The following is a 17,835-nucleotide window of genomic DNA, read 5'->3' as shown; positions in this document are numbered from 1 at the left end:
GGATGAATCAGGGCATTCCGGTGACGCCGGAGCCTCAACGGGTGGCAACGGAGCCGACTCGCAAGACCGCACACGGATGAACGGCTGGGCGGGTAACGAGAGCCCGTGGACCAACACGGGAGCGGGTTTGGAGCAGGGAGTGGACACGCCTCCATGGCGGCGGCCGGCTGACGGGCGCACCTTCGGGCGGCAGCAGTTCCCGGCCGAGCGACCGACCGGGACCGCGCCGGCGTCCGGCATTCCCGCCGCGCCGGGTTCCGAGATTCCCTCGTCCGGGTCCACGGACGGGTGGTCCTCCGACCGGAACCGGCTCGCCGACATTCTCGGCCACCGCCGCCCGCCGGGGGTGGCGCCGCTGTCGTCGACCCCGAACAGCGCTCCGCCGTACCCGTACGAGGGCGATCTGGACGATTCGTACCCGCAGCAGCGTGGTTCGGCCCCGGTGCCGCCCCGCCCGGACTGGCTGCCCGAGCAGCCGGCCGCCGACCCGGCCCCGGACCCGATCCGGTCCCGGCACGCGCTGGTGACCGACACGCTGGCACAGGGCCTGCCGTCGTTCGACGGGCCGTCCGGTGACGGTTCGGCGTACGATTCGCCGAGCTTCCCGCGTACGCCGTCGTTCCCCTCAGCGGGTCCGCCGGATGCCGGCGACGTCGAGACCGACGCCGACGGTGAGCCGCGCGGGGTCCTGCCCCAGCGCGTTCCGGCCCAGCCGGACGTCCCGAGAGTTCCGGAGCCGCCCTCCGTGGAGCCGTCGGCCGAAGCACCAGCATTGGCCCGGATAGCGACGCACCTGCGCCGCGGCGACGTCGTGCCCGCCCAGGAGCGCCAGGAGGGCTTCGACGTCCAGGACATCCTGGCCGCCGTCCGCGAGGTGGACGGGGTCCGGGACGCGTCGTTGCGGGCCACGCCGGCCGGTGCGCACAGTCTCCGGCTCGACCTGTCCGACGGCGCCGACCCGGCCGAGGTGAGCCGCCAGGTGGCCCGTCTGCTCCAGGACCGGATGGGTCTGGACGCGGCCATGCCCGGCGACCCGCCGGCCGCGCTCCGGCCGTCCAGTGCCCCGGTCTCGTCGCCGCGCACGCCGCTGCTGCCCAGTCAGCCCACCCGCCAGGCCCGGGCCTCGTTCCCGGTCGCCCCGGTGTCCAGTCCGGCGCGCCCGGTGTCGAGCCCGGTCCGTCCGGTGTCGAGCCCGGCCCGTCCGGTGTCCAGCCCGGTCGCCCCGGTCTCGAGCCCGGCAGCCCCGGTCTCCGCGATGCCCACGGTGCCCACGATGCCGGCCCCGACACCGTTGATGGCCCCGCCGCCGCAGGTGCCGTCGCCGGCGCCGGTGATCAGCACCCCGGCCGCGCTGGTCCCGGCGGACGCGTCCAAGCCGCGCCCGCTGGACCCGGGCGACAACCCCGGCCCGCGCGTGATCATCGAGAACGTGCACGTCAACACGTTCGGTGCGGAGGCCACCGTCGAGGTGCGGCTGCGTGCCGGCGGCCGGACCGCCGCGGGGGTGGCCACCGGCCCGGCGGTCGACGGCTACCTCCTGCGTCTCTGCGCGACGGCCACCGCCGGTGCGGTCGACCAGCTGCTCTCCACCTCCGCCCACCCGGACGGGCCGGCGCGCTGCTTCGTCGAGCACGCCGCCGCGGTGTCGTTCGGGCCGATGCAGGTCGCGGTCGTCGTGCTGCTGCTCTCGTGCGGCGGCGGCTGGGTCGAGCAGCTGGCCGGATCGGCTGTGGTGACCGGAGACGACAGGCACGCGATGGTCCGCGCCACATTGGCGGCCGTCAACCGTCGACTTGAGGCACTCTTGGCCTGATGAAGGGTGCGATTCTCGCCGACGACAGCTCGCTGTTGCCGGATGGTCAGATTCCGCCGCCGTGGCCCGCTCGCCGGGTCTCGGTCGGCGGCGCGATGCTGCACGTCCGGGACACCCCCGGGCTGAGTCCCGAGGCCGAGCCCGCCGTCTATGTGCACGGCCTGGGCGGCTCCTCGCAGAATTTCACCGATCTGGCCGGGCTGCTCGCCGACCGGCTCGACGCGCAGGCGGTCGACCTGCCCGGCTTCGGCTACAGCGATCCCAGCCCGAGGTACTCGATTCCGGCCTTCTCGTCGACCCTGATCGACTACCTGGACCAGTCCGGCCGCGGTCCGGTCCACCTGATCGGCAACTCGCTCGGCGGCTCGATCTCGGTGCGGGTGGCGGCGCTCCGGCCGGACCTGGTCCGGACCCTGACGCTGATCTCGCCGGCGATGCCGTTCCTGAACCCGCGGCGGACCGCGCAGGGCCCGGTGCTGCCGCTGCTGGCGCTGCCCGGCGCCGAGCGCCTGATGGCCTGGGCGCTCACCCGGCTCACCGCCGAGCAGATGGCCGAGCAGGTGCTGGCGGCGTGTTTCGGCGACACCACCAAGGTGCATCCGCAGCGCCGGGCCGAGGCGATGGAGGAGATCCAGCTCCGGTTCACCGTCGCCCACTATCCGAAGGCCTATCTCGGCACGTTGCGTGGCCTGGTCGCCAGCTTCCTGCGGGCCTACCTGCCGGGTGAGGACTCGCAGTGGCGTCTGGCCGCCCGGGTCGAGGCGCCCACGCTGGTGATCGGTGGCCTGACCGACAAACTGGTCGACCCGCGGGTGCCGGCGCAGGTGGCCCGGATCGTCCCGGACGGGCGGCTGCTCATCCTTCCGGGTGTCGGTCATGTCGCCCAGATGGAGGTTCCCCGGGTGGTGGCCCGTGCCGTCGTCGGCCTGCTGGACGAGGTCCGCCAGCCCACCAGCGGAAACGTTTGAGCCGGTTAGGTTGCCTGATGTAACGCAGGGCACCATGATCCTCCCCGGGCGGATTCGGTGAGTGGAGTGTGGAAATCTCCCATCGATGAGATGGCAGCGGATCTGGCTCGTGGTGCTCGCCGTCACTCTGGTTTCGCTCGGGGTGACCGCGCTCCTGGTCGGCAGCCGGACACCTGTTGAGCCCGCCGCGTCGTTCGTGACGCCACCTCCGGCGAGCGTCACGCCGCCGGCGCCGGCCGAGCCGGTCGAGTCGGAGGAGCCGGTGGAGATCGTGGCCACCGACGAGCCGGAGCCACTCGCCGAGGACGTGCTGAAACTCGACGGCAAGGTCCCGGTCAAGGGCTCCGGCGAGTTCACCTACTCCACCGAGCGTGGTGAGGTCGCCGGGAAGAAGGGCACGCTCCGCCGGTTCAAGGTCGCGGTGGAGAAGGGCAGTGGCGAGGACGTCGCCGAGTTCACCGCGCAGGTGCGGGCCACGCTGGAGGACGAGCGGAGCTGGTCCGGGTCCGGCGACCTGCGGCTGCAGATGGTGGCCGGCTCGGACAAGGCCGACTTCACCGTCTATCTGGCGACGCGGACCACGACCGGGCGGATGTGCCTGCAGGGTGGCACCAACGTCACGATCGGCGGGGTACCGTTCACCTCGTGCCGGACCACCGGCAAGGCGATCATCAACCTGGACCGGTGGCGGAAGTCGTCGACGCCGTACCTGGAGGCGGAGATCGGCCTGGCCGAGTACCGCCGGTACGTGATCAACCACGAGGTCGGCCACGAGCTGGGGCACCGGCACGAGAACTGCCCCAAGGCGAATGGCCCGGCGCCGGTGATGGTGCAGCAGACCCTGACGTTGCGTGGCTGCAAGCCGTACTCGTGGCCGCGCCGCAACGGCAAGGACCTGGTCGGACCGCGCATCTGACAGGTACGGAAACGTGAAAGTGCAGTGACGGACGGTTAGGTCGTGGCAGGCTTTCGCTTGCTATGGCAAACGCGACAAATGGCCCTGTTGACCCGGACGCCGGTAGTGAGCGGCGTGGCCGGGCCCGTGCCCGTACCGTGCCGGCGACGGCCACCGCGAAGAATCCGGTGACCGCCTCCACCGAGCCGGCCCGTAAGCCCGCCCGCAGACCGGCGGCGAAGAAGTCCACCACCGCGGAGCAGGCGGCGGAGAAACCGGTCAAGAGCACCTCGGCGCGGACGTCGGCGGCCCGCACACCGGCCCGCAAGACCGCGGCCGAGGAGCGCCGCCGGCCGGTCGCGAAGAGTCCGGAGACGCCGGAGACGCCGGAGATGACCCGCGGCATCGTGGAACTCGCCGCGGAACGGCTCGCCGCCTCCCGGCCGCGCACCCCGGAACCGCCGCCGCCCGCCCCGGATCCCGGCGACCCGATGACGGCGCCCGGAACCACCGTCGGCCCCCGGGCCACCGGCGTCCGGCGCACGGTCCGTACCGGCGTGCCGAAGGCCCTGCCCGCCCCGGAGGCTCTGCCCGCCCCGGAGATGATCGAGGACCCGGTGGAGACCCCGGCGCTGCCGCCGGAGAGCCAGTACCCGCAGACCCCGAACCGGCGTGGCCTGCCGTCGAGCCTGCGCCTGCCGGCCGAGCTGCCGGACAACCTGTGGCCGCCGAAGGCCCTGCTGGAACGGAACCTCGCGGAGAACATCCAGGTCCCGCCCCGGGTCGAGACGGTTCCCGAGCCGGAGGGCCGGCATCACGTGCCGGAGTTCGAGCCGGTCACCGAGGAGCGGATCTACGTCCCGGAGCCCGACTTCCGGCCCGACGTGCTGTTCGCCCCCGAGGAACCGCTGGAGACGGCGGCCGAGCCGGACGAGGACGAGGACGAGGACGAGTACGTCGCCCGGCACCTGGTGCCCGAGTCACCGGCGGCCCGGCGGATCCGGCGGCGCAGGCGTGCGGTTCTGGTGGCGTACGTAATGGCGGTCCTTCTGCTCTTGATCGTCGGTCATGAGGTGTGGAACAACGAGAAGCCTGTCACTCCGCGGATGGACGCCGCCCAGCCGGCCGAGCAGGCCGGTCCGGTGGAGGCCCCGGAACCCACCGGTGGGGCGCAGGCGGTCCAGGAGCCGACCGGTGCACCGACTGAGGAGCCGACCAGCAAACCCGGCAAGAGAGGCGATTTCGCGTACGAGCGGAGCCGCGGTCCGATGCTCGGTGAGGCCGGTCGCCTGTACCGCTTCCGGGTGGCGGTCGAGGAGGTCGTCGCGGACACCGCGCCCGCGGATTTCGCCGCGGCGATCGACGAGACGCTCGGTGACGACCGGAGCTGGGTGCACACCGGCAAGCTGCGGATGCGCCGGGTGCCGAAGGCCGGTGACGACGTGGACTTCACCATCTATCTGGCGTCCGCGGAGACCTCGGAGAAGATGTGCGCGACGGGCGGCCTGGACACCGAGGGTTACACCTCGTGCCGGGTGCCCGGCAAGGTGATCATCAATGCCGACCGGTGGTCCGGTGCGGTGCCCGAGTTCGGGGACCGATTGACCACCTACCGCCGGTACGCGATCAACCACGAGGTCGGGCACGAGCTGGGGCACGATCACGAGGCGTGCCCGGGCAAGGGCGAGCCGGCGCCGGTGATGCAGCAGCAGACGTTCGGTCTGAAGGGGTGTACCCCGAACGCGTGGCCCTACCTGGACGGCGAGCGTTACCGGGGCGAGCCGGTCGCTTGAAATATTCCCTATCCCGCATGTCGGGCCCGTGGCCGACGTCATGGATACGAGCCCGCGAACCGAGCAACAATGGGCGGCGATCCTTTATCACCAACCCGGGGAGTGAATGTGGGTCTGCCACCGCTCGTCGAGCCGGCAGCTGAGCTGAGCGTCGACGAGATCCGCCGCTACTCGCGTCACCTGATCATCCCCGACGTCGGGATGGACGGGCAGAAGCGCCTGAAGAACGCCAAGGTCCTCGCGGTCGGCGCGGGCGGCCTCGGCTCGCCGGCTCTGCTCTACCTGGCCGCGGCCGGGGTGGGCACGCTCGGCATCATCGACTTCGACACGGTCGACGAGTCCAACCTGCAGCGTCAGGTCATCCACGGCGTCTCGGACGTGGGCACGCCCAAGGCGGAGTCGGCGGCCCGCAGCATCGCGGAGATCAACCCGCTGGTGAACGTGGTCATCCACAACACCGCGCTGGACCGCGACAACGTCAAAGAGATCTTCAGCCAGTACGACCTGATCGTCGACGGCACCGACAACTTCGCCACGCGGTACATGGTCAACGACGCCGCCGTGCTGTTGGGTAAGCCGTACGTCTGGGGATCGATCTACCGTTTCGACGGCCAGGCCTCGGTCTTCTGGGAGGAGCACGGTCCCTGCTACCGCTGCCTCTACCCGGAGCCCCCGCCGCCCGGCATGGTCCCGAGCTGTGCCGAGGGCGGCGTGCTCGGTGTGCTCTGCGCGTCGATCGGCTCGATCCAGGTCAACGAGGCGATCAAGCTGATCACCGGCATCGGTGAGCCGCTGGTCGGCCGGCTGATGGTCTACGACGCCCTGGAGATGGAGTACCGCAAGATCAAGGTCCGTAAGGACCCGGACTGCGCGCTCTGCGGCGACAACCCGACCGTCACCGACCTGCTCGAGGACTACGAGGACTTCTGCGGCGCCGTCTCGGTCGAGGCGCAGGAGGCGATCACCGGTTCCACGATCACCGCCCGCGAGCTGAAGGACTGGCAGGACAGCGGCAAGGACGTCTTCCTCGCCGACGTCCGCGAGCCGGCCGAGTGGGAGATCAACCGGATCCCCGGCGCGGTCCTGATCCCGAAGGGCGACATCCTGTCCGGCGCGGCCCTGGCGCAGTTCCCGCAGGACAAGCAGATCGTCCTGCACTGCAAGTCGGGCGTGCGCTCGGCGGAGGCCCTCGCCGCGCTCAAGGCGGCCGGTTTCAAGGACGCCGTGCACGTCCAGGGCGGCATCGTCTCCTGGGTCAACACGGTCGACCCGTCGCTCCCGTCGTACTGATCGTTTTCGTCCCGGGGAGTCACCAACGGGTGACTCCCCGGTGTGCGGGGGCCTGCGTTCGACAGGTTCGGCCGGTACCGTCGTCACCGTGATCGATATAGACGCCGCGATCGGATATGTGGTCGCCCATGGTGACCCCGTCGAACGGGCGCGGTTGTCCCACATCCGGACCGGTCAGCCGCCCCCGCCGGAAACCGTGGAACGGATCGCCGCCGGGCAGATGCCCGAGGGCGGCTGGCCCGCCTCCGCCGACGGCGCGATCCCATCGATCGACGCCACCTGCTTCCGCCTCGCCGAGCTCGACGACATCGGCGCCCTGACCAGCCCGATCGGCGAGCGGGCCCTCCAGTGGCTGGCCTCCGCGCAGCGCGGTGACGGCACCTGGCAGGAGCACGGGTCGCTGGCCGATCTGGCGCCGTCCTGGGCACTGCCCGGCGACCCCGAGGCGACGCTCTACCTGACCTCGCTGGCCGGCTTCTGGCTCACCGCCGCGGCGGTCGCGACCGACCCCTTCCAAACCCGTTCGCCGTACGGGGAGACAGTGCGCTCGTCGGCGACGTGGGTGGTGGCCCAGCTCCGCCCGGACGGCAGCTGGCCGTCGTTCCTGGCCACCGGCTGGTACGCCGCCGGGCTCCTGCACCAGCAGAACTTCTTCTACGAGTCGGCCCGCGTCCAGCAGGTGCTCGGCGGCCGCCTGCCGGACATGTCCCCGGCCGACGTGGCGTCGATGGCGGTGGCGCTGCGCCGGGTCAACCTGGGCGACGACTGGCTGCTGCCGGGCGCCTGGAAACGACTGGGTGAGACGCAGCGCCCGGACGGCGGATGGGACAGCAACGAGGGCCCGCTCTTCGACGTCAACGCGACGCTGACGGCGCTGCGGGCCGTGCGTTAAAAGCTCTAGCGGGTGTGACCGTTTCCGGTCACCACGTACTTCGTGGAGGTCAGCTCCGGCAGGCCCATCGGACCACGGGCGTGCAGTTTCTGGGTGCTGATGCCGATCTCCGCGCCGAAACCGAACTCGCCGCCGTCGGTGAACCGGGTCGACGCGTTGACCATCACCGCGGCCGCGTCCACACCGGCGACGAAACGCCTGGTCGCGGTGGTCGACTCGCTGACGATGGCCTCGGTGTGGCCGGTGCCCCACCGCCGGATGTGGTCCAGGGCGTCGTCCAGGGAGTCGACGACCGCCACCGCGATGTCCGGGGACAGGTACTCCGTACCCCAGTCGTCGTCGGTGGCGGCGACCACCGCGTCGCCGTGACCCGCCACCCGGGCGTCGCCGTGCACGGTGACGCCGCGGCTCTGCAACTCCTCCAGCACCAGCGGCAGGAACGTGTCCGCGATCTCCGCGTGCACCAGCAGCGACTCGGCGGTGTTGCAGGTGGAGTAGCGCTGCGTCTTCGAGTTGACCGTGACCGCCAGCGCCTTCTCCAGATCGGCGGCCGCGTCCACGTAGACGTGGCAGTTGCCCACCCCGGTCTCGATCACCGGCACCGTCGACTCCTCGACCACCGTCTTGATCAGCGAGGCGCCACCGCGCGGGATCAGCACGTCGACCAGGCCCCGGGCCTTCATCAGGTCCTTCACCGAGTCGCGGGTGGTGGCGTCGAGCAGCTGGATCGTGTTGACCGGCAGCCCCGCGTCGGCGACCGCCTTGCGCAGCACCGCGACGATCGCCGCGTTCGACGAGAACGCCGAACCGGACCCGCGCAGCAGGGCCGCGTTGCCGGACTTCAGACAGATCCCGGCGGCGTCGGCGGTCACGTTCGGACGACCCTCGTAGATCATCCCGACCACGCCGAACGGCACCCGCACCTGCCGCAACTCCAGCCCGTTGGCCAGGGTCGAACCGCGCACCACGTCACCGATCGGATCCGGCAGCGCGGCCAGCTGGCGCAGCCCGTCGGCCATCGCCGCGACCCGCTCCCCGGTGAGCGTCAGCCGGTCGATCATCGCCTCGGACAGGCCGTTCGCCCGGGCGTTCGTGATGTCCACCCCGTTGGCGTGGACGATGTCGTCGGCCCGCTCGACCATCCGGTCGGCCATCAGCAGCAGGGCGGCGTCCTTCTCGGCGCGGGTGGCCCGGGCGAGATCGATGGCGGCGACCCGTGCGGCGGCGGCCTGCTCCAGCACGCTCATTTTCTGCACTCCCTAGCGCTGTTAAAGAAGGACCAGGTCGTCGCGGTGGACGACCTCTCGTTCATATCCTGGGCCCAGCTCCGCGGCCAACTCCCCAGTGGACCGGCCGAGCAGCGCCGGCAGCTCCACCGCGTCGTAGTTGACCAGGCCACGGGCCACCGGGGTGCCGGAACCGGCGTCCACCAGGTCCACCGGATCACCCGCCGCGAACGACCCGTCCACCGCGGTGATCCCGGCCGGCAGCAGCGACTTGCGCCGGGCCACCACCGCGGCGACCGCGCCCGCGTCCAGGTGCAGGCGACCGCGCGGCGACGTGGCGTGGGCCAGCCAGAACAGCCGGGCCGCCGGCCGTTTCGCCGCCGCCTCGAACAGCGTGCCGACCTCCTTGCCGGCCAGCGCCTCGGCCGCCAGCGGCGCCGCGGTCAACACCACCGGGATACCGAAACCGGTCGCGATCCGGGCCGCCTCCACCTTGGTGACCATGCCACCGGTGCCGACACCGGACTTGCCGGCCGAGCCGATCGTCACCCCGTCGAGGTCGCGATCGTCGCGGACCAGCGGGATCTTCCGCGCCGCCGGATCGGCCGGATTGCCGGTGTAGAGCGCGTCCACGTCGGAGAGCAGCACCAGCAGATCCGCGTCGGCCAGCACCGCCACCAGCGCGGCCAGCCGGTCGTTGTCGCCGAACCGGATCTCCTCGGTGGCCACCGTGTCGTTCTCGTTGACGATCGGCAGCGCGCCCAGGTCGAGCAGTTTGCGCAGCGTGCGATAGGCGTTGCGGTAGTGCGCCCGCCGGGTCACGTCGTCCACGGTCAGCAGCACCTGCCCGACCGCGATGCCGTGCCTGGCGAAACCGGAGATGTACCGCCCGATCAGCAGGCCCTGGCCGACCGAGGCGGCGGCCTGCTGAGTGGCCAGGTCACGCGGCCGGCGCGGCAGATGCAGCGGCGCCAGACCGGCGGCGATCGCGCCGCTGGAGACCAGGACCACCTCACGGTTGTCTTTCGAGAGTCTGCCCAGCTCGTCGATCAGGGCGTCGACCCGTTGCTCGTCGATGCCGCCCGCCGTCGTGGTCAGCGAGGACGAACCCACCTTGACCACGATCCGGCGCGCACCGGTAACCACATCCCGCACCCGGCCCATTGTGCTCGGCAGGCGGTCGTCGATCGTGGTCCGATCCCATATCGTGGCGGGTGATGACACCACAGGAGTACGTCGAAGAGGTCCTCAGCCTCGTGGAGCGCATCCCGGAAGGCCGGGTCATGTCGTACGGCGCCATCGCTGACGCCCTGGCCGACCGCTCCGGCCGCAACTCGCCACGACAGGTCGGGCGGATCATGTCGCTGCACGGCAGCGCCGTCCCCTGGTACCGGGTGTGCAGCGGCGGCGGGCGCCTCCCACCCGGGCACGAGGCCCGCGCCAAAGCGTTGCTGCTGGCCGAGGGCGTGCCGATGCGCGGCGACCGGGTGCTGATCGCCGACGCCGGATGGATGCCCTGATGCGGGCCGGGTCACCCAGCCGGACCGCCTGGAGCGCCGCGCGCTACCGGGCCGCCCATCAGCTCCTGGAGGGCGGTGCCATTTTCCAAGACGATCTGGCGGTACGCCTTTCCGGCGAACCGAATTCCGTGCTGCTCGCCGACGCACCGCGCCGGGGCATGCGCCTGTTCATCGCGGCCCGGCACCGGTTCGCCGAGGACGCGCTGGCCGCCGCGGTGTCCCGTGGAGTGCGGCAGGTCGTGGTGCTGGGGGCGGGGCTGGACACTTTCGCGTACCGCAATCAGGATCTGGATCTTTCGGTCGTTGAAGTCGACCATCCGGACACGCAGGCGTGGAAACGGGAGCAGTTGGCCTCGGCCGGTATCGATGTGCCGCCCAACGTGCGTTATCTGGGCGTCGACTTCGAGACCTCGTCGCTGGCCGCCCACCTTTCCGTTGAGCGGCCGTCGTTCTTCATGTGGCTCGGCGTCGTGCCCTATCTGACGCCTGATGCCTTTGCCGAGACGCTGGCCGTGACCGTTGGGCACGAAGTCGTTTTTGACTACGCCCAGTCACCTGCGGTCGCGGTCGGGGAGCGTCGGGTGGCTCTGGAAGCTCGTGCTGATCGGGTCGCCGCACTCGGCGAACCGTGGCTCAGCTACTTCGAGCCTGACGAGATCGACTCCCGGATGCGGTCACTCGGGTTTGCCGAGATCGAGGATCTGGGGCCGTCGGCGCTGGCCGCGCGTTACTTCGGCCGCACCGACGTCCCGCCCGCGACGTCCGGAGGCCATTTGTTGCGGGCTCGGTAAGCCTTTCTTTGGCTTCTCCTTCGGCCCTTCTTTCGCTTTTCAGCCTTGCTCGGCTGTCTCGCTTGGCTGCCTTGCTTTGCCACCTCGCGTTGGCTGCCTTGCTTTGCTACCTCGCGGCGGTGTCGATCAGGCCCGCGGTTGTTGCCGCGGTGCGCATCTGGAACTCGAAGAAGCCCCGCCGGTCCTCCTCGACCGAGTTCTTGAGCTGCCCGAACAGCTCGTAACTGATCGCGCCGCAGAACTGGAAGAAGGCGGCGATGGTCTCGGCGATACCCCGGGTCGGCATGCCGGGGGAGTACTGCGCCGCAATAGGTGCCAGCTCCTCGATGAACCGCCCGGTGAGCGGCTCCCGCTCGGAGACGGCGCCGGCCTGGTAGGCCTCGGTCAGGATCGCGCCCAGCAGCAGCAGAATCCGGGTGGCCGGCACGATGGTGTCCTCCGGCGCCTGATAGCCGGGAACCGGACTGCCGTAAATGAGCGCCCACTCGTGCGGATTGGCAAGCGCCCAGTCCCGAGCCGCATGCCCCGCCGCCAGCCACTTCTCCAGGGGCGTGGTCTGCCCCGAGGCGGCCACCTCAGCGGCCTCACCCACAGTGTTGTAGGCGTCGATGATCAGCGCCGTGAGCAGCTCGTCCCGGCTGGCGAAGTACCGGTAAACCGCCGACGAGGCCATCCCCAGATCCCGGGCAACCGCCCGCAACGACAGATTGGCCCCGTCAGTAGCCAGATGCCGCCGGGCAACAGCCTTGATCTCCCCAGTCATCTCAGCCCGAACCCGAGCCCGAACCCCCGAAGCCCCCCGCCCTCCAGATGCCCCCCGCCCCTCTTCGGCCCCCCGCCCCGGTTCGAACCTCCGCTCTTCCGAAGCTCTCAGCCCTTGGCGGGGTTCTCCCACTGCGTCCCGGTTCGTCGGCGTCGTGCCTGGTGGTAGCTCGCTCATGAGGTCAGTGTGCCATAACGAGAGCACTGCTCTTGCTTTTCCGGCCGCGCTCGTGCGATCGTTGTTCTCAACAGAGAGCAGTGCTCACAAAGGAGAACGCCATGCACGTCGTCGTCGGTTCCGGTCCCATCGGCTCCACCGTCGCCCGCCTGCTCGTCGAGCGCGGCGAGCGGGTCCGCATGGTGACCCGCAGTGGCAGCGGCCCGGAGCATCAGCTGATCGAGCGGGTCGCCGCCGACGCCTCCGACACCCGGCGCCTCACCGAGCTGGCCGAGGGCGCCGAGGTGATCTACAACTGCGCCAACCCGAAATACACCGAGTGGACCGAGAAGTGGTTCCCGATGAACAACGCGATGATCGCCGCCGCCAAGTCGTCCGGAGCGGTCTACGCCATCACCGGCAACCTGTACGGCTACGGCACCCAGCCCGGCGGCCACATGACCGAGGAGTCACCGCTGGCCGCCACCGGCCGCAAGGGCCGCATCCGCATCCAGATGTGGCAGGACGCCCTGAGCAGCGGGGTGCGCACGTTCGAGGCCCGCGCCTCCGACTACCTGGGCGCCGGCGCGGTGGGCGTCTTCTCCAGCGTGCTGCTGCCCGCGATCAGCGCCGGCCGCGCCGCCTGGGCTCCCGCCGACGTGGACGCCCCGCACACCTTCACCTACACCGGCGACATGGCCCGCACCCTGGTCGAACTGGCCCGCGACGACCGAGCCTGGGGCCGCGCCTGGCACGTCCCGTCACCGAAGGCGATCAGCATCCGCGAACTGTCCAACCGCTACTGCGACCTGACCGGCCAGCCCCACCTGACGATCCACAAACTGCCCCGCTTCGTGATGCGCACCGCGGGCCTGGCCGTCCCGATGGCCCGAGAGCTGGCCGAGATGGACTACCAGTTCTACGCCCCATTCATCCTGGACTCCTCCACCACCGAACGCACCTTCGGCCTGACCCCCACCGACCTGGACGTCCCTCTCCACGAAACCGCAGCCTCCGCAAAGGCCACCGCCGCCCGAACCATGTGACCCGCCTCCCCACAGCCCAACCACCTGGCACTCCGCAGCCTCGCGGAATCCCAGCCTCGCGGAACCTCAGGCTCGCGGAACCTCAGGCTCGCGAAACCCGTGGCCGTCGTGGAACCTGCGGCCTCGTGGAACCCGCGGGTCAGCGTCACCCACGGCCTGCCTAAGCGGGCTCGCGTCACCCACGGCCCGCCTAACTCGCGATCCCAAGCAAGTCGCGGCCCTGAGTTGCCCACCGCGCTACTTTGCGCAGCCCACGCCCCGCGCGAAGCTCGCACCGGGTGCGGCAGACAGCCCGCTTCTCGCGCCGCTGGTCAGAGCAGCATCCCGACCCCGCCTCTCCGTGGATCTCCCGCCGCACCGGCATCGCCGACCGCGGTCACCCCACCGAAGTAGTGGTTGATCTCCGGCCACTCCACGATCTGCCAGCCGGCACCCGCCAGAGCCTCCAGCTCACCGGGCGGGCAGCCGGCTTCGGCATGCACGGTGTCCTCCACCGCGTGAAACCGCGGCCGGGCGATCGCCTCCGGCACGCTCACCCCGTCGACCAGCACCCCGAGCAGCGTGTCGATGAGCGCCGTCCGGATCCGGGAGGCCCCGGCCGACCCCGCCGCGACAGCCAGCCCACCATCCGGCGAGGTCACCACGAGCGGGCACATGTACGACGACATCCGCTGCCCCGGCACCAGTTCCTCGGAGAGCAGCTCTCCTTCACCGAGCATCGAGTTCAGATTGATGCCCAGCCCCGGAAGCCACACCCCGGCACCCAGCCCGAGCGTCGTGGTGATCACGCAGGCGTTGCCCTCGGTATCCACGACCGAGACGTTGGTGGTGTCCCCGAGCCGCTGCTGCCCCCGGTTGACCAGGGCACTCGCCACTCCGGGAGCCCGCCCTGGCCGCGACAGGTCGGTCGGCAGAGCACCGATCGTGTCCACGGTCCGATTCAGATCATGACGCGCATGCACCCGATAACCGGCAAGCGGCGCGTGATCCACCGGAACCGACTCGACCCGGTAGGCCGCGAGGTCAGCCGGCCCGATCGCCCCACCCGACTCCCGAACCGTGTCGACGAGCAGCTTCCCGTACTCCCCGCTGTAGAAGACCTCCGGCCCGTCACTGGCCAGTGCGTCCATCGCCGTCGCCAGCCCGGAGTGGAACAGCAGCTCATCGCCCTGCAACAGCCGTCCACCCGGTTGATAGGAGGTGGCCCCTTCGCCGTACGCCAGCGCCGGCGCACACGACTCCAGCGTCCGCGCGTGAGCCGGTGGCAGCAGCACCCCGGTTCGGGCCAGACCGGCGGCCGGCGCCACCACCTCGGGCCAGGGCAGCCGGCCCCAGCGGCGATGCACCTCACCGAGCCCGGCCGGTACTCCCGGCACCGCCACACTGGCGCCGCCGATCGAGTAGATCTGTGGCAGCCCCCCGAAGAACACGTCCACCGCCACCATGTCCGCCGCGCTGCGGTCGCCGTCGAGCCCCGGCACCGCCACGAAGAAGTCGAGACAGGTGACCTCGCGCGTACTCGCCTCGTAGAAGGTGGCGAACCCGCCCCCGCCCAGCCCCGTGTAGACGGTCTCGGCGACGCAGCAGGCCAGCACCGCGGCCACCGCGGCGTCGGCTGCGGACCCTCCGGCTTCCAGCACGCGCATCCCGGTTCGAGCGGTCGCCGGGTGACTGGCGGCGACGCCGGCAGCAACGCTTTTCATAGCGGCGAGCGTAGGCGGATCAGACCGATCATGGTTACGATGCGCGTCGATGACGACCTCCGGTCCCTCTCTCGTGGTCCCTCCGTCGGGTGGCCTGCCTCGCAATGTTTTGGCTGGATATGCGCTCGGCTCGCTGGTCACCGGAGCTTTCAGCACGGTGCCCGGTTTGCTTCTTCTGCCTTATCTGACCGACACACTCGGTGTGGCCGCGGGTATCTCCGGACTCCTGGTTCTCCTACCGAAGGCATGGGATGTCCTCGTCAATCCGGTAGCCGGCCGGATCTCGGACCGCCGCGGTTCTCGTCGCCCCTTCCTGCTCGTGGCCGGACTGCTGCTGGGGGTGCTCTTCGCCGCCATCTTCGCGGCGCCGTTCCCGGGTGGGCCGGCCTCCGGGGCCTGGGTCGCCCTCGTCTTCCTCGCCGCCGCCACCGCGTTCGCCTTCTTCCAGGTGCCCTACGTCGCGATGCCCGCCGAGCTGACCGACGGGTACGCCGAACGCACCCGGCTGATGACCTGGCGCGTCGCGATCCTCGCCCTGGCCATCCTGATCTCCGGCGCACTCGCCCCGCTGGTCGTCGAAGCCACCGGCGGCGGCCGCGAAGGCCACCGGTGGTCCGGAGCGTTCGTCGGCGCACTCATCGTCGTGGGCACCCTTGCCACCTTTTTCGGTACGCGTGGAGCAGCCACCCTCTCCGCCTCCGAATCCGAGCCGAGTCTCCGTGCCCAACTGCGGGTAGCCAACGGCAACGCCCCTTTCCGTGCCCTGCTGATCTGCTGGATCGTCCAGGCCGCCGGCATCGGCACCATGCTGGCCGGGGTCAAGTTCTTCGGGGACCACGTCCTGGCCCAGAAATCCGCCTCGACCTTCCTGTTCGCCGCGTTCGTCGGCCCGGCCCTGCTGGTCATGCCGCTCTGGTCAGCCGTCGGTAAACGCCACGGGAAATTGCGCTCCCTGGTCGCGGCCTCGCTGCTCTTCGCCCTCGGAGCCCTGGCCCTGGTCGTCTCGCCGGTCCTGCCCGCGGTCGCCGTCTACCTGATCGTCGCCCTGGTGGGTGTCGGTTACGCCGGGCAGCAGGTCTTCGCACTGGCCATGCTGCCGGACTGCATCGCCTACGACACCGCTCGCACCGGCCGTCGCCAGGCCGGCGTCTTCACCGGCCTGTGGACCGCGGGGGAGACGCTCGGGCTGGCGCTCGGTCCGGGAATCTACGCATTGATCCTCCAGATTTTCGGTTACGTCTCGTCGGCCACCGGTGAGTCGGCCGCTCAGAGCGACACGGCACGACTCGGGGTGCTGCTCGGCTTCACGGTCGTCCCGGCCCTGCTGGTCGGGGCTGCCGTGGTGCTGCTGCGAAGGTACGACGATCGGGCCGAGGCCGCCGACGGCCCTGTGGATAAGTCGCCGCTGTGGACAACCGAGGGTCCGGCGCCGGAGAAGGGATAGCGTCGCGGGCATGACCGATGCGCTGCCCGCGAAGGGCGTTCCGGGCGAGCAGATCCTCGCCGAGCTGCGCGAGATGCGCGGCGCTGACCTGCCGACACACGGCGGCCGGCTGTTCGCCTACGTCTACGACCCGGCTCTCGACGGCCTCGACGACCTGGCCCGCGCCGCCCACGCGACGTCCGACCACGTCAACGGCCTCGACCCGACCGCGTTCCCGTCCCTGCTGGCGATGGAGAACGCGCTGGTCGCGGCGGCGGCCCGATTGCTCGGCGGTGGCAGCGAGACGGTCGGCAGTGTGACCAGCGGCGGCACCGAGTCCCTGATCCTGGCCGTCAAAGCAGCGCGTGACTCCCGCCCCGACATCACCCGGCCGCGTCTGGTCGTCCCGTCCACCGCACACGCGGCCTTCGCGAAAGCGGCGCACTACCTGAGAGTCGAGCTGGACACCGTCCCGGTGCGAGACCTGAGGGCCGACCCGCAGGCGATGGCCGCCGCGATCACCCCCGAGACGGTCCTGATGGCCGTCTCAGCCCCGAGCTACGCCCACGGCGTCGTCGACCCCATCCCGGAGCTGGCCGCCATCGCCGCCGCACACAACATCCGCTTCCACGTCGACGCCTGCTTCGGCGGCTGGATCCTGCCCTACCTACGCCGCCTGGCCTCCAGCCCCACGCCGGGGCTGCCCGATTTTGATCTCTCGGTTCCCGGTGTCACGAGCATTTCGGTTGACCTGCACAAATACGCCTACGCACCGAAGGGTGTCTCGATCCTGCTGCACGCGTCCGAGGAATTGCGCAGGTCGCAGTACTTCGCGTATGCGGGCTGGCCCGGCTACACCATGGTCAACCCGGTGATCTCGTCCACCCGTTCCGGCGGCCCGATCGCTGCCGCCTATGCCACGCTGCGCAGCATCGGCGACGAGGGCTATCTGGATCTGGCCGCCACGACCCGCTCGGCGGTGACGACTCTCGCGGCGGCTGTCGAAACCACCGATGGAGTACGCCTCTTCGCCCCTGCCGAGACCAGCGTGGTCTGCCTGACCACCGACGACGGCGTGGACCTCTTCGTTCTGGTCGACGAATTGGCGGCCCGGGGTTGGCACACCCAGCCCCAGATGGCGTTCGCCGACCTACCGCCCACGATCCACCTGACGGTGACCGCAGCGGTCCGGGCCACCGTGCCTGCTTTCGCCACCGATCTTGCCGAAGCGGTGGCGACGACCCGTGCCCAAGGCCCGATCGAGCTGCCCCCACTGCCACCCCTGACCCCCGAGATGATCACCCCGGACCTGATAGCCGCTTTGGCCGCGAGTCTGGGCCTACGCACCAGCACAAACGGAGCCGGCGCGGCGGGCGGATCGAACAAGGCGGGTGGTGATTTCGGGCGGATGGCCGCTGTGAACAGTGTGCTGAATGCGGCTCCGCCGATGCTCCGGGAGGCTCTTCTGGCCGGATTTCTGAGTCTGCTCCAGCGACCATGACCCGTTAGAGTGGCGCTCATGGCTTTCCTCTGTGCGTAGGTGCGCGGCATTACTC

General features: G+C 70.6%; 15 protein-coding genes. 11 read left to right on the top strand and 4 right to left on the bottom strand.

The features are described from left to right. The first annotated feature begins 139 nt into the window (after positions 1-139). The 6 genes from Aco03nite_RS22965 to Aco03nite_RS22940 all read left to right on the top strand — a co-directional run bounded on the left by Aco03nite_RS22965 (position 140) and on the right by Aco03nite_RS22940 (position 7,651). Entirely contained in the window at positions 140-1,813 is a 1,674-nt protein-coding gene (locus Aco03nite_RS22965) for a Daple (protein WP_239145352.1), read from the top strand. Next, the gene (locus Aco03nite_RS22960) at positions 1,813-2,781 is read left to right on the top strand and encodes an alpha/beta fold hydrolase (protein WP_203797681.1); all 969 of its coding nucleotides are present in this window, start codon (positions 1,813-1,815) and stop codon (positions 2,779-2,781) included. Before Aco03nite_RS22965 ends, Aco03nite_RS22960 begins: the two co-directional genes overlap by 1 nt. An 85-nt stretch (positions 2,782-2,866) precedes the next feature. After that, entirely contained in the window at positions 2,867-3,697 is an 831-nt protein-coding gene (locus Aco03nite_RS22955; RefSeq protein WP_203797679.1) for a DUF3152 domain-containing protein, read from the top strand. A 167-nt stretch (positions 3,698-3,864) separates the two neighbouring features. Beyond that, positions 3,865-5,469 carry a DUF3152 domain-containing protein gene (locus Aco03nite_RS53075; RefSeq protein ID WP_239145351.1) on the top strand — a complete coding sequence of 535 codons (1,605 nt, stop codon included), beginning with the start codon at positions 3,865-3,867 and terminating at the stop codon, positions 5,467-5,469. Positions 5,470-5,577: 108 nt separating this feature from the next. Further along, entirely contained in the window at positions 5,578-6,759 is a 1,182-nt protein-coding gene (gene moeZ, locus Aco03nite_RS22945; RefSeq protein WP_203797677.1) for an adenylyltransferase/sulfurtransferase MoeZ, read from the top strand. An 88-nt stretch (positions 6,760-6,847) separates the two neighbouring features. Beyond that, positions 6,848-7,651 (top strand): prenyltransferase/squalene oxidase repeat-containing protein, encoded by an 804-nt coding sequence (locus tag Aco03nite_RS22940; protein ID WP_203797675.1) that lies wholly within the window; start codon positions 6,848-6,850, stop codon positions 7,649-7,651. A gap of 5 nt (positions 7,652-7,656) precedes the next feature. Here Aco03nite_RS22940 and Aco03nite_RS22935 read toward each other — a convergent pair whose 3' ends face one another. Together Aco03nite_RS22935 and proB are read right to left on the bottom strand one after the other, a co-directional pair. Further along, positions 7,657-8,898: a glutamate-5-semialdehyde dehydrogenase gene (locus Aco03nite_RS22935; RefSeq protein ID WP_203797674.1), complete on the bottom strand. Its 1,242-nt coding sequence runs from the start codon at positions 8,896-8,898 to the stop codon at positions 7,657-7,659. A 21-nt stretch (positions 8,899-8,919) separates the two neighbouring features. Beyond that, positions 8,920-10,032, bottom strand: coding sequence for a glutamate 5-kinase (proB, locus tag Aco03nite_RS22930; RefSeq protein ID WP_203797672.1), 1,113 nt, complete (start codon positions 10,030-10,032; stop codon positions 8,920-8,922). Between the two features lie 62 nt (positions 10,033-10,094). Between proB and Aco03nite_RS22925 the strand changes: the two genes are divergently transcribed. Further along, on the top strand, positions 10,095-10,397 hold the full coding sequence (locus Aco03nite_RS22925; protein ID WP_203797670.1) for an MGMT family protein: 303 nt from the start codon (positions 10,095-10,097) through the stop codon (positions 10,395-10,397). After that, complete coding sequence (locus tag Aco03nite_RS22920; protein ID WP_239145350.1) at positions 10,385-11,188, top strand: class I SAM-dependent methyltransferase; 804 nt, start codon at positions 10,385-10,387, stop codon at positions 11,186-11,188. The genes Aco03nite_RS22925 and Aco03nite_RS22920 overlap by 13 nt, the downstream gene beginning before the upstream one ends. Positions 11,189-11,294: 106 nt before the next feature. On the opposite strand, the gene Aco03nite_RS22915 is transcribed toward Aco03nite_RS22920, so the two are convergent. Beyond that, positions 11,295-11,951, bottom strand: coding sequence for a TetR/AcrR family transcriptional regulator (locus Aco03nite_RS22915; protein WP_203797668.1), 657 nt, complete (start codon positions 11,949-11,951; stop codon positions 11,295-11,297). Between the two features lie 278 nt (positions 11,952-12,229). Between Aco03nite_RS22915 and Aco03nite_RS22910 the strand changes: the two genes are divergently transcribed. Beyond that, positions 12,230-13,153: an NAD-dependent epimerase/dehydratase family protein gene (locus Aco03nite_RS22910; protein ID WP_203797666.1), complete on the top strand. Its 924-nt coding sequence runs from the start codon at positions 12,230-12,232 to the stop codon at positions 13,151-13,153. A gap of 311 nt (positions 13,154-13,464) precedes the next feature. On the opposite strand, the gene Aco03nite_RS22905 is transcribed toward Aco03nite_RS22910, so the two are convergent. Continuing rightward, positions 13,465-14,856: a gamma-glutamyltransferase gene (locus Aco03nite_RS22905; RefSeq protein WP_203797664.1), complete on the bottom strand. Its 1,392-nt coding sequence runs from the start codon at positions 14,854-14,856 to the stop codon at positions 13,465-13,467. A 49-nt stretch (positions 14,857-14,905) separates the two neighbouring features. Between Aco03nite_RS22905 and Aco03nite_RS22900 the strand changes: the two genes are divergently transcribed. Together Aco03nite_RS22900 and Aco03nite_RS22895 are read left to right on the top strand one after the other, a co-directional pair. Continuing rightward, the gene (locus Aco03nite_RS22900) at positions 14,906-16,300 is read left to right on the top strand and encodes an MFS transporter (RefSeq protein ID WP_203797663.1); all 1,395 of its coding nucleotides are present in this window, start codon (positions 14,906-14,908) and stop codon (positions 16,298-16,300) included. 10 nt (positions 16,301-16,310) lie between these two features. Then, entirely contained in the window at positions 16,311-17,780 is a 1,470-nt protein-coding gene (locus tag Aco03nite_RS22895) for a pyridoxal phosphate-dependent decarboxylase family protein (protein WP_203797662.1), read from the top strand. The last annotated feature ends 55 nt before the right edge of the window (positions 17,781-17,835 follow it).

Source organism: Actinoplanes couchii, assembly GCF_016862075.1.
Taxonomy (GTDB): Bacteria; Actinomycetota; Actinomycetes; order Mycobacteriales; family Micromonosporaceae; genus Actinoplanes; species Actinoplanes couchii.
The sequence above is the reverse complement of the archived record's forward strand: the minus strand, read 5'-3'. Positions and strand labels throughout refer to the sequence as shown.